This window comes from Pseudonocardia sp. EC080619-01, from assembly GCF_001420995.1.
In the GTDB taxonomy this organism is placed as follows: Bacteria; Actinomycetota; Actinomycetes; order Mycobacteriales; family Pseudonocardiaceae; genus Pseudonocardia.
Map to the genome: position 1 here is coordinate 5,766,393 of NZ_CP012184.1, position 13,245 is coordinate 5,779,637.

The following is a 13,245-nucleotide window of genomic DNA, read 5'->3' on the forward strand; positions in this document are numbered from 1 at the left end:
CCGACGGTCCCGCTCAGCCCGGCGGCGTCGTCGTGGCCGCACCGGGGCCGTCCGGATCGGGCGCGCCCTCGGGGACGGCCCCGGGGGCGGCCGGGTCCGCGGCCGGGGGCGCCGGTGCGGCTGGTTCCGGTGCGGTGCTGCCGGCCGGCGGGGCGGGCTCCGTCGCGGGGCCGTCCGGGGTCCCCTCGGGCACGGCCGGAGCCGGGCTCCCCGGCTCCGGGGTGGCCGGTGCCGGTGCGGCGGGCCCCGGGGGGACGGTGCACGCGGTGACGGCGTCCTCGGGCCCGGCGTCCGGGCAGTCCCCGCCGTCGGCCCCGCCGTGCAGGACGTCGGCCGCGGGCGGGTCGTCCGGGCCACCGAGGAGCGTGTCGGCACCGGCGTTGCCGTAGAGCCGGTCCGCCCCGTCGCCGCCGGTGAGCCGGTCGTCGCCGTCGCCACCGACGAGGACGTCGTCCCCGGCGCCGCCGTCGAGCACGTCGTCGCCCCCGGCCCCGACGATGCAGTCCCGCCCGGGCGAGCCGGTGATCCGGTCCGCACCGGGGGTGCCGATGATCAGGAACGGGCCGGTCGCCCCCGGTCGCTCGGTGCGGGCGTCGAAGGTCGCCCCGTTCCCGGACAGGCTGATCGTCTCGGCGGGCTGGGTGATGCCGGCGTCGACGCACTCGGCGGGCGGCGACGCCACGGCCGGGGCGACGGTGGGGGAGGAGGCGGCGGGCGCGGCGACCCGCAGCGACCGCGCGCCCAGCAGGTTCGTCGTGATGCGGAGGGTGCCGTCGACCCGGTCGGTGAACCCGCCGCTCACCTTGAGCCGCAGGGTGGCGGCCTCGGTACGCGGCAGCAGCACGATCGCCCCGACCGTCACCTTCACCGGGACCGTCGTCACGGTCCCCGGTTGCAGCGTCGCGACGACGCGGTCCTTCCCGTCGAGCAGCGCGCAGTACGACTCCGCGGCGCGCGACCCGAGCGTGACGACCAGCGACCCGACGTTGAGCCCGTCGAGGAGGCCACCGACCCCGTTGGTGCACGCCGTCGACGTCGTCGCGGGCAGCGACAACGACAGCGTCGCGGGCACCGTGCCCCGGTAGTCCACGGTGACCGTCGCGGTCGTCGTGGACCCGGCGCGGAGCCCGGTGAGCGCGACGGCGGGAGGCGCAGACCGGCCGCCCAGCACGACCGTCGCCGACGAGGTGGCGCCTGCCGCTCCGGGATCCCGGTCGACGAAGGTCGCCCAGGTGCCCCAGGCCGCGGCGGAGACCGCGACCAGCACGACCGCGGCCCCCAGCGCGAGCACCGCCCGCCGCCGGGGGACCGCCGGGCTCACGTGTTCTGGTTCAGGGTGAACGTCGACCCGATCGAGATCCGGTCACCCTGCACCTTGTTGTCGGCCGCCGCCGGGAGGGCGAACTGCAGCTTGTAGACGCCGTCGGAGTTGCCCCCGAGCGTCCCGGCCGGGAGCGGCGAGTTGACGAAGGTCTTCAGCGGGACGGCGGCGGCCGGCGTCGTCACCCCGGGCCCGGACAGCACCTGGACGGTCATCTGGTCCTGCAGGTTCCCGCCGGCGGCGCACTTGCCTGCCGCGACGCCCTCCGCCTCCGCCTCCGGCTCGGTGCAGGTGACGTCGGCACCGGTGACGGTCAGGTTCCCGGTGACGGTGCCGGGGACGGTCCCGACGTTCCGCACCGTGACGTCGACGGTCGTGCTGAACCCGGGGGCGATGTTGTCCTGGTTGAACAAGGTCGTGCTCGCGTTGGAGCCGACGGTCAGGTCGAGGGTGCCGGACGCGGCGTTGCCGGACGGGCCGTCCTCGGTGTCGGTGAAGGCGGCATAGGTGCCGAGGCCGATGGCGAGCACAGCCACCGCCACGGCCGCGATGCCGATCGCGAGGCGCTTGCGGTTGTCCATGGGACACTCTTTCCCACCGGGTCGCCGCAGGTCACCGCTCGATCGTGTACTGCACGTGCCGTAGCGGGCACTTATGGTGAGCGGATGGGCCGACATTCCTCCGGACCCTCCCGTGCGTCCTGGCCGGCGGCCGAGCCCGCTCCCCGCCGCTCGTTGCCCGGCCGGCTGGTCGGCGGGCTGGTCACCCTGCTCGTCCTCGCGGCGGTCGCGGTCGCCGTGGCGGTGGCCGTGGTCCCGGCCGCGACCGGGTCGCGGGCGCTGACGGTGCTCTCCGGGAGCATGGTGCCGACGCTGTCGGTGGGGTCACTGGTCGTCTCCCGCCCGGTCGACCCGGGATCCGTCGTCGTGGGCGACGTCGTCTCGTTCGTCGACCGCGACCCGGCGAGCGGGGAGACCCGCACGGTGACCCACCGGGTCGTCGAGGTGGCACCGGGGCCGGTGTTCACGACCCGCGGGGACGCGAACGCCGCGCCCGACCCGCACCCGGTCACTGCGGAGAACCTCCTCGGGCGGCTCTGGTACCACCTGCCGTGGGTCGGTGGCGCCGCCGGCTTCCTGCGGACCGGGCCCGGGCTGGTCGTCGGCGGGGGTGCGGTGCTGCTGCTGATCGGGCTGGTGCTGCTGGTGCCGAAGCGGGGCGGGCGCCCCGGCGGCGGGACGGGTGGGGCGCGCGGCTAGCGTCGTCGCCCGTGCACGACGCCCTCCCGACCCCCGACGGTCCCCTCGCCGCCTCCGACGACACCGTCACCTGGGAGCCGCCCCGGCGCGGCGGCCCGTTCCGGGACGGGGACCGGGTCCAGCTGACCGACCCGAAGGGACGCCACTACACCGTCGTCCTCGAGTCGGGTGGCGCCTACCACACCCACCGCGGCCAGATCGAGCACGACGACATCATCGGTGCCGACGAGGGCAGCCTCGTCCACTCCGCCGCGAACACCCCCTACCTGGCCCTGCGGCCGCGGCTGGCCGACTACGTCCTGTCGATGCCGCGCGGCGCGCAGGTGATCTACCCGAAGGACGCCGCACAGATCCTGATGTGGGGCGACGTCTTCCCGGGCGCCCGGGTGCTGGAGGCCGGTGCGGGGTCCGGGGCACTGACCTGCTCGCTGCTGCAGGCCGTCGGGCCGACCGGCCGGGTCGTGTCCTACGAGGTCCGCGACGACCACGCCCCGCACGCGGTGAGCAACGTCGAGAAGTTCTTCGGGCACCGCCCGCCGCACTGGGACCTCACCGTCGGCGACGTCCGCGAGCACCGTGGCGAGGTCGACCGGGTCGTCCTGGACATGCTCTCGCCGTGGGACGTGCTCGACACGGTGAAGGAGAGCCTGGTGCCGGGCGGGATCCTCGTCGGGTACGTGGCGACCACGACCCAGCTCTCGGTGCTCACCGAGAAGCTCCGCGAGATGCAGTGCTGGACCGAGCCGGAGGCGTGGGAGGCCATGGTCCGGCCGTGGCACGTCGTGGGGCTCGCGGTCCGGCCGGAGCACCGGATGATCGCGCACACCGCCTTCCTGGTGACGTCGCGCCGGCTCGCCGACGGCGTGACCCCGCCCCGGCAGCAGCGCCGCCCGACCGGCCGCTGAGGACGGCGTCCGCACCAGGGGATTCACCCGGATCGCCCTGGCGGCGGACCACGACGCGCCCGGCGCGGAACAAGAACGTTACGAAGTCCCCTCCGTGTGGACGTGGCGGTGACGGGCGAGAAGCCGCAGAGTGACCACGTGGTGCCGACCGGCTGAGGCCCGGATCACCGGTTCGACGCACCGCCGCGGTTCCCCCGCCCGGGTACCGTGGTGAGACGGAACACGGAGGGAGGCTGCCGTGAACCACCCCTACGACGACGGTCCCGGCAGGCGGGACATCCAATCTGGTCACGATCTCGGCCCGGCCGAGACCGCGGAGCACATCCGTCACCTCGAGAGCGAGATCGCGACGCTGCGTCAGCGGCTGACCGAGACGCCCCGGCACGCCCGAGTGCTGGAGCAGCGCCTGGCCGAGACCACGAGCCGGCTCTCCGCGCTCAACGCGCGCAACGAGAAGCTCACCGAGACCCTCAAGGAGGCGAGGGGGCAGCTGGTCGCACTCCGCGAGGAGGTCGACAGGCTCGCCCAACCCCCGTCCGGATACGGCGTGTTCCTCGGCCGGTACGACGACGACACCGTCGACGTCTTCACCTCCGGCCGCCGGATGCGCGTCCCCGTCTCGCCCGCGGTGGAGGGCGAGCAGCTCCGCAGCGGGCAGTCGGTCCGGCTGAACGAGGCGCTGACCGTGGTCGAGGCCATGGGCTTCGAGCAGGTCGGTGACCTGTACTCGCTGCGCGAGATCGTCAGCAAGCCCGGCGACGACGGCTCGGCCGGTCGCGGCCTGGTCGTCGGCCACTCCGACGAGGAACGGGTGGTGTGGCTCGCCGCACCGCTGTTCGACCTGGGCGACGAGGAGGGCACCAGCCCGCTCAAGTCCGGGGACTCCCTCATGGTCGACTCGCGGGCGGGCTACGCCTACGAGCGGGTCGCCAAGGCCGAGGTCGAGGACCTCGTGCTGGAGGAGGTCCCGGACATCGCCTACCACGACATCGGTGGCCTGTCCCGGCAGATCGAGCAGATCCAGGACGCGGTCGAGCTGCCGTTCCTGCACACCGAGCTGTTCACCACGTACGAGCTCCGCCCGCCCAAGGGCGTGCTCCTCTACGGACCGCCCGGCTGCGGGAAGACGCTCATCGCGAAGGCCGTCGCGAACTCGCTGGCGAAGAAGATCGCCAAGCAGCGGGGCGACGACCCGGACGAGGGCCGTGCGTTCTTCCTGAACATCAAGGGCCCGGAGCTGCTCAACAAGTTCGTCGGCGAGACCGAGCGGCACATCCGGCTCATCTTCCAGCGGGCCCGGGAGAAGGCCTCGGCCGGTACCCCGGTGATCGTGTTCTTCGACGAGATGGACTCGATCTTCCGGACCCGTGGCTCGGGGGTGTCCTCCGACGTCGAGACGACGATCGTGCCCCAGCTCCTCGCCGAGATCGACGGCGTCGAGGGCCTGGAGAACGTGATCGTGATCGGCGCCTCGAACCGCGAGGACATGATCGACCCGGCGATCCTGCGGCCCGGCCGGCTGGACGTGAAGATCAAGATCGAGCGTCCGGACGCCGAGGGTGCGCAGGACATCTTCTCCAAGTACATCACCGAGACCCTGCCCATCCACGACGACGACGTCGCCGAGTTCGGCGGCAGCCGCAAGGCGTGCGTCGACGGGATGATCCAGCGCATCGTCGAGCGGATGTACGACGAGTCGGAGGAGAACCGGTTCCTGGAGGTCACCTACGCCAACGGTGACAAGGAGACCCTCTACTTCAAGGACTTCAACTCCGGCGCGATGATCCAGAACATCGTCGACCGGGCGAAGAAGTCCGCGATCAAGTCGGTGCTCGAGTCCGGTCAGACGGGCCTGCGGGTCCAGCACCTGCTGGACGCGATCGTCGACGAGTTCGCGGAGAACGAGGACCTCCCGAACACCACCAATCCCGACGACTGGGCCCGGATCTCGGGCAAGAAGGGCGAGCGGATCGTCTACATCCGCACCCTGGTCACCGGCAAGAACGAGGCCACCGGCCGCGCGATCGACACCGCGTCGAACACCGGCCAGTACCTGTAGGCACGCACGCCGGCGAACGGCCCCGCCACGGTCTCCGTGGCGGGGCCGTCCGTCGTCGGGCACTCCGCGGGATCAGGGGCTCACGGTGTCCGGGCGCGGACGACGTCGAGGTTGCGGAACGTCGGCTCGCCGGTCGCGATCTTCTGCATCCGCTCGGCGATCCGGGTGGTGGCCGGGTGGTCGGAGTTGCGCATCGCCAGCTCGTGGCTCGGGAAGCCGACGACCTCCACGTAGGTGCCGGGGCGTTCCCGGTCCTCGGCGACGACGTACCACTGCGCGGTGCGCTCGGTGCCGATCTCGCGCATCCACTCCTCGACGAGCCCGTCCATGTCCTCGATGCGGTTCGTGTCGAACTCGATCATCTGGACGAACGAGCCGTCGGCGGCGTCCAGCGGGGCGGTCCGCATGCCGGCGCGGATCGCGTCGCGCAGCTCGGGGCCGTCCGTGTGGCCGTGCACGGCCACGGCGTGCCCGCAGGCGGCGTCGAGGACCTCGGCCTCCTCGCCGGTCAGGGTCAGCGTGCAGCCGGACTCGCTCGGCATCTCGCGGCAGTCGACGATCTTCCTGGTCATCATGTCCTCCGGTACGACGGTCGGGTGGGTCACCGATCCCTCGCCGGGGCGCCGCGCGCAGCGGCGGATCGCGTGCAGTCGTCGCGGCCCGGAGTCCCGGTCGACGGGCGAGCAGAGTAGCGGCGGGGACCCGACGGCGACGTCGTCACGATTGCCGATCGCAACGGACCCGCCGACACCGTGTCCGATCCGTTCACGACGCGGGGGCGGGCCCGGGCCTAGCCTTCCGCCCATGGACGAGACGATCGGCGCCGAGCTCGACATGATCGGCATCATGGTGACGGACATGGCCCGCTCGGTGGCCTTCTACCGGCTGGTGGGCCTGGAGTTCCCGGACGGCGCGGAGTCGTCGCCGCACGTGGAGACGACCCTGCGCGGCGGCATCCGGCTGGCCCTGGACCTGCAGTCGATGGTGGAGGGCTTCCACCCCGGCGCGGCCCCGACCGGCGACGGACGCATGTCGGTCGCGTGCCGGGTGCGTCCGCCGTCGACGACGCCTGGAAGCGGATCACCGGCGCCGGGTACGAGTCGGTGCTCGACCCGTTCGACGCGCCGTGGGGCCAGCGCTACGCGACCGTCCGCGACCCGGACGGGTCCCCGCTCGACCTGTTCGCGTGGGTGTGAGCCCTCCGGCCGGTCAGAACTGCAGGCCGAGTGCCCACCCACCGAGCAGGTAGGCGAACAGGGTGATCAGCACGACGCCGACGACGTTCAGTGCCAGCCCGCCACGGGCCATCTGGCCGATCGTGACCACGCCGGACCCGAAGACGATCGCGTTCGGCGGTGTCCCGACAGGCAACATGAACGCACAGGTCGCGGCGAGCGCGGCCGGGATCAGCAGGGTCATCGAGTCGGCCCCGATGCCGATCGCCACGCCGCCGAGCACCGGGATGAACGTCGCGGCCGTGGCGGTGTTGCTGGTGACCTCGGTCAGGAACAGCACGATCAGCACGACGGCGCCGACGAGCAGCAGGATCGGCAGGACCCCGAGACCGGCGACGCTCGCGCCGATGAACTCGTCGAGACCGCTGGAGGCGACCGCACCGGCCAGGGCGAGCCCGCCGCCGAAGAGCAGCAGCACACCCCAGGGCAGTCCCCGCTGGGCGTCCTCCCAGACCAGGAGCATCCGGTACGGCCGTACGGCACCGGTGCCCTCGCGCGGCTCGTCCGGCGGCTCGGTGTCCGCGGGCAGGAGGAACAGCGCGAGACCCGCCGCGATGGCGATCGCGGTGTCGTTCATCCCGCCCAGCCACGGCAGCGCGGCGTCGATCGCGGCGAACTCCGTGAGGATGCCCGGCACGATCCAGAGCACCGCCGCACCGGCGAACACGCCCAGCACCCGCTTCTCGGCCGTGCTGGCGGGGCCCATCCCGCGGAGCTGGTCGTCGATCATCTCCCGGCCGCCGGGGATCTCCGTGAGGTCGGTGCGGAACAGGAACCGCGTGATGAGCAGCCATGCCACACCGATGAACACGACCACGATCGGCACGCCGAGCTGCATCCAGCCGAGGAAGCTGATCTCGCGGTCGAGCTCGTCCGCGACGTAACCGGCGACGATCGCGTTGGGCGGGCTCCCGAGCAGCGTCCCGAGACCGCCGATCGACGACGCCCAGGCCACCGACAGGACGAGCCCGACCCCGAAGGTCCGCACCGCGGGATCGCGGACGGTCTCGCTGATCGGGGCTCCGCGGCGGACCGAGTCGCCCGAGCTGCCTGCCCGCTCCGCGACGAGGGCCAGGACCGACAGCGCGATCGGGAGCATCATCAGGGTGGTCGCCGTGTTCGACACCCACATCGACAGGAACCCGGTCGCGATCATCATCCCGAGCACGATCCGGGTCGGGGAGGTGCCGACGGTCCGCAACGTCAGGAGCGCGATGCGCCGGTGCAGGTGCCACTTCTGCATCGCGATGGCGATGAGGAACCCGCCGAGGAACAGGAACACGATCGGATCGCCGTAGTCGGCCGTGATGTCGGAGACGCCGACCACCCCGAGTGCGGGGAACAGCACGATCGGCAGGAGCGCGGTCGCGGAGAGCGGCACCGCCTCGGTGACCCACCAGGCCGCCATCAGCACCCCGATCGCAGCGACGATCCGGGCGTCGGGTTCGAGGGTCTGCGCGGCCCCGAGGAGGATCCAGGTCAGCGCTCCGAGGCCCACGCCGAGTGCCCGGAAAGCCCAGGTGCGGCCCGGTGAGCGGCCGTCGGCCGCGGTCGTCCCTCCGGTGCCGGGCGGGGGCTCGTCCCCGGCCGGCCTGCGCTCGTGTGTCGGGTTCTCCGACGTCCCCGGGTCGGTCGTGGCCATACGTCCCCCTCGTGCCGCGCTGCTCGTTCGGGGGACGAACCTATCCGATTGATCTGGATATGTCCGAATGGTCCACCCCGATCTCCAGGGCGAGGAGCCGGGAGGACAGCGACTTCCCGTGGGTGTCGAGCTCGGCCGACACCGTGACCCCGCCACCCCGCACCCCGGTGCAGACGAACTGCAGGCAGCACACCAGCGGGAGCTCGTGGCGGATCACCTCGCCGCCGACCCACCGGTCGAGCGCGGCACGGACCCGGTCCGGGGTCAGCGCGGCGACCAGGTGGTCGTAGCCGGCGTCGTCGTGCGGGACGACGGTCAGGGTCGCGACGGTGCCCTTGTCCCCGGCCCGGCAGTACGCGATCTCATGCAGCCGCACGGCCGGCCTCCAGCAGGGTGACGTGCGGGGCGACGGCGGCCCGCGGGACCAGGGTGGACAGCACACCGATGACCTCGTCGACGTGCGCGCGGGCGCCGCCCCCGCCCGCCGGACCGTTCGTGTAGAGCGCCTCGACCTCGTGCCCGAGGACGTCCAGCGCGCCGGTGTCGTGGTCGACGGCCGCGACCCGCAGCCGGGCGTCCTCGTCGCCGCCGCGGACCTCGATCCGCGGGGCGACCGGCAGCCCGCGGACCCGCTCGGCGACGACGTCGGCGGCCAGCCGGGCCCGCGCGGCCGCGTTCGGCCCGACGTAGGAGATCCCGGCCTCCAGCCGGTGCCCCGCCCGGTAGCCCACGCTGACCTTGAGCTCGTCGGGCCGGGCGCGGCCCCGTGCGCCCGTCACCCGGACCCGGTCGGGGCCCGCGGTGTCGACCCGCACGCCGCGCAGGTCCAGCAGGACGTCCGGGGTGCGGTAGCCGGTCGGGTCGGTGACCTCGTAGAGCAGCTGCTGGCGGACGGTGTGGCGGTCCAGCCGCCCACCGCTGCCGTCCGGCTTGCCGTAGACGGCGCTGCCGTCCGCCGCGACGTCGGCGAACGGGAACCCCAGCCGGGCGAGGCCCGGGACGTCGAACGCCCCCGGATCGGCCGCGTAGCCGCCGGTGAGCTGGCCCGCGCACTCGAGCAGGTGCCCGACCAGCGTCCCGGCCGCGGCGGGCCCGGGGTCGGCGAGGTCCCAGCCCAGCCGCTGCGCGAGCGGGGCCAGGAACAGCGACGGGTCCGCGACCCGGCCCGTGACGACGACCGCCGCCGACGACTCCAGCGCCGGCAGCAGCGCGTCGGCACCCAGGTAGGCGTTCGCCGAGACGAGCTCGCCGTGCGCGCGCAGCGGGCGCCCGTCCTCGGCGGCGGGGGCGTCCGGATCGATACGGTCGAGGACGTCGTCGCCGGTGACGACGGCGACCGGGGCCGTCGACCCGAGCCGGTCGAGGTGGTCGCGGACGATCCGGCCGGCCGCAGGCGGGTTGGCGGCGCCCATGTTCGTCAGCAGCCGGACACCACCGGCCAGCAGGTCGGGGAGCAGTGCGGTCAGGCGCTGCTCCAGCCGCGGGTCGTGGCCGGCCCCCGGGTCGGCCAGCCTGCGGCGCTGCCCGAGTGCGATCGTCCGCTCGGCCAGGCACTCCAGCACCAGGTCGTCGAGACGGGCGTGGCGGGCCAGCTCGACGGCCGGGTCGATCCGGTCGCCGGCGAACCCGGCGCCGCTGCCGATCCGGGTCGTGGTCGGGGGCATCGCGTGCGTCCTCCTCGGGCGGGGCGGGTGGGGTCAGAGGGTCAGTGCGCCCGTGGCGAGCGCGACGACGGTCATCACCAGCGTGGTGCCGAACGCCCAGCCGAAGACGAACCGTTGGTGGCGGCCCAGCTCCACGCCCGTCATCCCGAGCAGGATGAAGGTGGAGGCGGTGAGCGGGCTGAGCGGGAAACCGGTCGTCATCTGCCCGAGGACGGCGGCCCGCGCGACCTCGGCCGGGTCGCCGCCGAGCGCCGTCGAGGTCTCGGCGAGCACCGGCAGCACGCCGAAGTAGTAGGCGTCCGGGGTGAACACGAGGCTCAACGGCATCGAGGTGACGGCGACGGCGACCGGCACCAGCGACCCGGCGCCGTCCGGGACCAGGGAGACGATCGACTCCGCCATCGCGGTGATCATCCCGGTGCCGCCGAGCACGCCGGTGAACACGCCCGCGGCGAAGATCATCGCGGTGACCAGGACGACGTTGTGGCCGTGCTTCTCGAACAGCGCCCGCTGCCCGTCCCAGGTCGGCCGGTTCACCAGCAGCGCGAGCACGAAGGCGCACAGGAACACCACCGGCAGGTCGGCGAGCTGGAACAGCAGCACCACGACCAGCGCGAGCGTGAGCACGACGTTGAGTGCGAACCGGATCCGGTCGGCACGGGACCGCACGACGGGCGCGGCCGCGGCGCCCGGGGCGTCCGCCGGGGCGGCCGCCGGGTCGAGCTCGACGACGCCGAGGCGGCGCCGCTCCGCGCGCCCGATCAGGTAGGCCGCGAGCAGCACCCACGCGATGCCGGCGCCCATGGCGGGCAGCAGCGGTACGAACACGGCGGTGGCGTCGAGATCGAGTGCCGCCATGGCCCGGGCGGTCGGCCCGCCCCACGGGACCATGTTCATCACGCCCGCGCCGAGGCAGACCAGGCCCGCCAGGACGATCCGGCGCATGCCGAGCCGCTGGTAGAGCGGCAGCATCGCGCTCACCATGATCAGGAACGTGGAGGCGCCGTCGCCGTCCAGCGCGACCAGGACGGTCAGCGCCGCGGTGCCGACGCAGATCTTGAGCGGGTCACCGCCCGCCCAGCGCACCACCCGCCGGATCGCGGGGTCGAACAGCCCGGAGTCGAGCATCAGGCTGAAGTAGAGGATCGCGAAGGTGATCATGATCGCGACCGGGGCGACGGTCTCGAGACCGTCGGTGACGTAGTCCCCGAGGCCGCCGCCGAGCCCGGCGACGACGGCACCCGCGGCGGGGACCACCGTCAGTGCCAGCAGCACCGACACCCGTCCGGAGAGCACCGCCGCCAGGAACACGGCGATGGTCAGGAATCCGATCGCGGCGAGCATCGTCGACCTCCTCGTCGGCGGTGGACCGGCTGTGGCCCGCCGCACACGCTGCTGCCCCGGACCTATGCTCGTCAAAGACCAGATGTGGATCGACTGATGCGGTGGGCCTATGGATCTCACGTTGCAGCAGCTCCGGGCCGTCGTCGCCGTGCACGACGCCGGTGGGTTCACCGCGGCCGCGCACACGCTGCACGTCGCCCAGCCGTCGCTGAGCCGGGTCGTCGCCGACGTCGAACGACGGCTGGGGGTGCGCCTGTTCGAGCGGACCACCCGGCGGCTGGAGCCGACCCCGGCCGGGAACGCCGTGGTGGCCGCGGCCCGGCGTGCCCTCGACGCCGTCGAGTCCGAGCTGCGGCACGTCGACGGCTTCCTCGGCGGCCGCGAGGGCGCGGTCCGCATCGCCACGCTGCCATCGCTCGCGGCGATCCTGCTGCCCGGTGTGGTGTCCGCGTTCCGCGGGGCCCGGCCCGGGGTGCGGACCGAGATGTCCGACGCGCTGGCCGACGAGGTCCTCGAGCGGGTGCGGACCGGGCGGGCCGATCTCGCGGTGACGGTCCTGCCCGACGACGGCGCCGCCCCACCCGACCTCCTGGCGACCCCGGTCGCGGCTGACCGGTTCTGCGCACTCGTCCCGCCGGACCACCGGCTCGCCGGGCGCCCCACGCTCCGCTGGGCGGACCTGGACGGCGAGCCGCTCGTGGACTTCGACCCGACGACCAGCATCCGCCAGCACGTGGACCGGGCCCTGTTCCTGGCCGCCGCACGTCCGGAGCGGGGACTGGCGGCACGGAACATCGCCGCCGTCGCCGGCCTCGTCGCCGCCGGGCTGGGTGTGACGGCGGTCCCGGGTCTCGTCGTCCCGCTGACCGGGTTCGCCGGGCTGGTCGCGGTGCCGCTCGACGGCCCGGTGCTCACGCGGCGGATCGCGCTGGTCGTGCCACGGGGCCGGCATCCCGTGCCGGCGGCGCAGGCGTTCGCGGCGATGCTGACCGGCGCCGACCGGGACCGGCCGTCGCTGCCGGAGCACGCGGAGTGGGTCGGGCCCCCGGACGGGGACCGGCCCGGCCCGGTCAGCCCGTGAGCGTCGTGGGGGAGACGCCGGCCAGTGCCCGTACCTCGCGGGACAGGTGCGGCTGGTCGGCGTAGCCGGTGCGGGCGGCGACCTCGGCCGTGGGCACCCCGGCGAACAGCAGGCTGCTCGCCGCCCGGAACCGCAGCACCCGGCGGGCCACCGACGGGCCGTAGCCGAGCGTCGCGAGACAGCGCCGGTGCAGCGTGCGGGAGATGATCCCGAGCAGATCGGCGAGCTCGGCGGCGGGTGTCCCGCGGGCCAGCGCCCGCAGCGCGGGCCGGGGGAGCGGATCGGGGAGCGGGCGCCGGTCGTCCGCCGCGTCGCGGAGGGCGCGGGTGACACCCAGCAGGAGCCGGGGGACGTCGTCGGTGTCCGGGTCGTCCGCGAGCGCCCGCACGGTGTCCAGCACGGCGCGCGACGGAGGGCTCGGCAGCAGGTCCTCCAGCGGGGTCCGGGCGTCCCGCAGCGCGTCGGCGGGCACGCCCAGCAGGCCGGGCAGGATGCCGGGCCGGAACCGCAGCCCCGTCGTCACGGCGCCCGCCGGGCCGGTCGCCAGGTGGGCGGCCGTGTCCGGGCCCGCGACGGTCGGCCGGGCGTCGAGGCGCAGGAGGTCCATGCAGCCGTCGGGCAGTACGCGCTGGGCGTGCGGCCGGTCGTGCCGGCTCTGCCAGGCGCACTCGAGCAGGCCGGCGTCCGGTCCGTCCGGCGTGATCTCCCGGTATCCCGCCACGGTGTGGAGCCTAC

12 protein-coding genes and 1 pseudogene are annotated in these 13,245 nt (G+C 74.0%); 5 read left to right on the forward strand and 8 right to left on the reverse strand.

From position 1 onward, the window contains the following. Positions 1-13: 13 nt before the first annotated feature. Together AD017_RS36595 and AD017_RS26495 are read right to left on the reverse strand one after the other, a co-directional pair. Positions 14-1,321, reverse strand: a complete 1,308-nt coding sequence (locus AD017_RS36595; protein ID WP_060575920.1) for a hypothetical protein — start codon at positions 1,319-1,321, stop codon at positions 14-16. Continuing rightward, entirely contained in the window at positions 1,318-1,902 is a 585-nt protein-coding gene (locus AD017_RS26495) for a TasA family protein (protein ID WP_010224419.1), read from the reverse strand. Before AD017_RS26495 ends, AD017_RS36595 begins: the two co-directional genes overlap by 4 nt. Before the next feature lie 84 nt (positions 1,903-1,986). On the opposite strand from AD017_RS26495, the gene AD017_RS26500 reads away from it, so the two are divergent. The 3 genes from AD017_RS26500 (at position 1,987) to arc (ending at position 5,544) form a co-directional block, all read left to right on the forward strand. Further along, positions 1,987-2,580 carry a signal peptidase I gene (locus AD017_RS26500; protein ID WP_082399429.1) on the forward strand — a complete coding sequence of 198 codons (594 nt, stop codon included), beginning with the start codon at positions 1,987-1,989 and terminating at the stop codon, positions 2,578-2,580. A 122-nt stretch (positions 2,581-2,702) separates the two neighbouring features. Further along, a complete protein-coding gene (locus tag AD017_RS26505) occupies positions 2,703-3,485 on the forward strand; it encodes a tRNA (adenine-N1)-methyltransferase (protein WP_050802186.1) in 783 nt (260 codons plus the stop codon). Positions 3,486-3,762: 277 nt separating this feature from the next. Next, positions 3,763-5,544, forward strand: coding sequence for a proteasome ATPase (gene arc / locus AD017_RS26510; protein WP_060576630.1), 1,782 nt, complete (start codon positions 3,763-3,765; stop codon positions 5,542-5,544). An 80-nt stretch (positions 5,545-5,624) separates the two neighbouring features. Here the strand turns inward: arc and AD017_RS26515 are convergent, their stop codons facing one another. Continuing rightward, positions 5,625-6,149: a DUF1059 domain-containing protein gene (locus AD017_RS26515; protein WP_010224423.1), complete on the reverse strand. Its 525-nt coding sequence runs from the start codon at positions 6,147-6,149 to the stop codon at positions 5,625-5,627. Positions 6,150-6,563: 414 nt separating this feature from the next. Here AD017_RS26515 and AD017_RS36600 point away from each other — a divergent pair. Continuing rightward, positions 6,564-6,740: pseudogene (locus tag AD017_RS36600) on the forward strand (VOC family protein); the annotation flags it as partial. Between the two features lie 13 nt (positions 6,741-6,753). On the opposite strand, the gene AD017_RS26525 reads toward AD017_RS36600, so the two are convergent. From AD017_RS26525 to AD017_RS26540, 4 genes are read right to left on the reverse strand one after another with little or no spacing between them, the layout of a single operon-like run. Continuing rightward, positions 6,754-8,421, reverse strand: coding sequence for an SLC13 family permease (locus tag AD017_RS26525; protein WP_060575922.1), 1,668 nt, complete (start codon positions 8,419-8,421; stop codon positions 6,754-6,756). A 40-nt stretch (positions 8,422-8,461) separates the two neighbouring features. Beyond that, on the reverse strand, positions 8,462-8,797 hold the full coding sequence (locus AD017_RS26530; RefSeq protein ID WP_060575923.1) for a hypothetical protein: 336 nt from the start codon (positions 8,795-8,797) through the stop codon (positions 8,462-8,464). Further along, positions 8,784-10,085: an acyclic terpene utilization AtuA family protein gene (locus AD017_RS26535; protein WP_010224427.1), complete on the reverse strand. Its 1,302-nt coding sequence runs from the start codon at positions 10,083-10,085 to the stop codon at positions 8,784-8,786. Before AD017_RS26535 ends, AD017_RS26530 begins: the two co-directional genes overlap by 14 nt. 33 nt (positions 10,086-10,118) lie before the next feature. Continuing rightward, positions 10,119-11,429 carry a CitMHS family transporter gene (locus AD017_RS26540; protein ID WP_060575924.1) on the reverse strand — a complete coding sequence of 437 codons (1,311 nt, stop codon included), beginning with the start codon at positions 11,427-11,429 and terminating at the stop codon, positions 10,119-10,121. Positions 11,430-11,538: 109 nt separating this feature from the next. Here AD017_RS26540 and AD017_RS26545 point away from each other — a divergent pair, with 109 nt between their 5' ends. Further along, positions 11,539-12,510, forward strand: a complete 972-nt coding sequence (locus AD017_RS26545; RefSeq protein WP_060575925.1) for a LysR family transcriptional regulator — start codon at positions 11,539-11,541, stop codon at positions 12,508-12,510. Here the strand turns inward: AD017_RS26545 and AD017_RS26550 are convergent. Continuing rightward, the gene (locus AD017_RS26550) at positions 12,500-13,231 is read right to left on the reverse strand and encodes a helix-turn-helix domain-containing protein (protein WP_060575926.1); all 732 of its coding nucleotides are present in this window, start codon (positions 13,229-13,231) and stop codon (positions 12,500-12,502) included. The genes AD017_RS26545 and AD017_RS26550 overlap by 11 nt on opposite strands. Positions 13,232-13,245 lie beyond the last annotated feature (14 nt).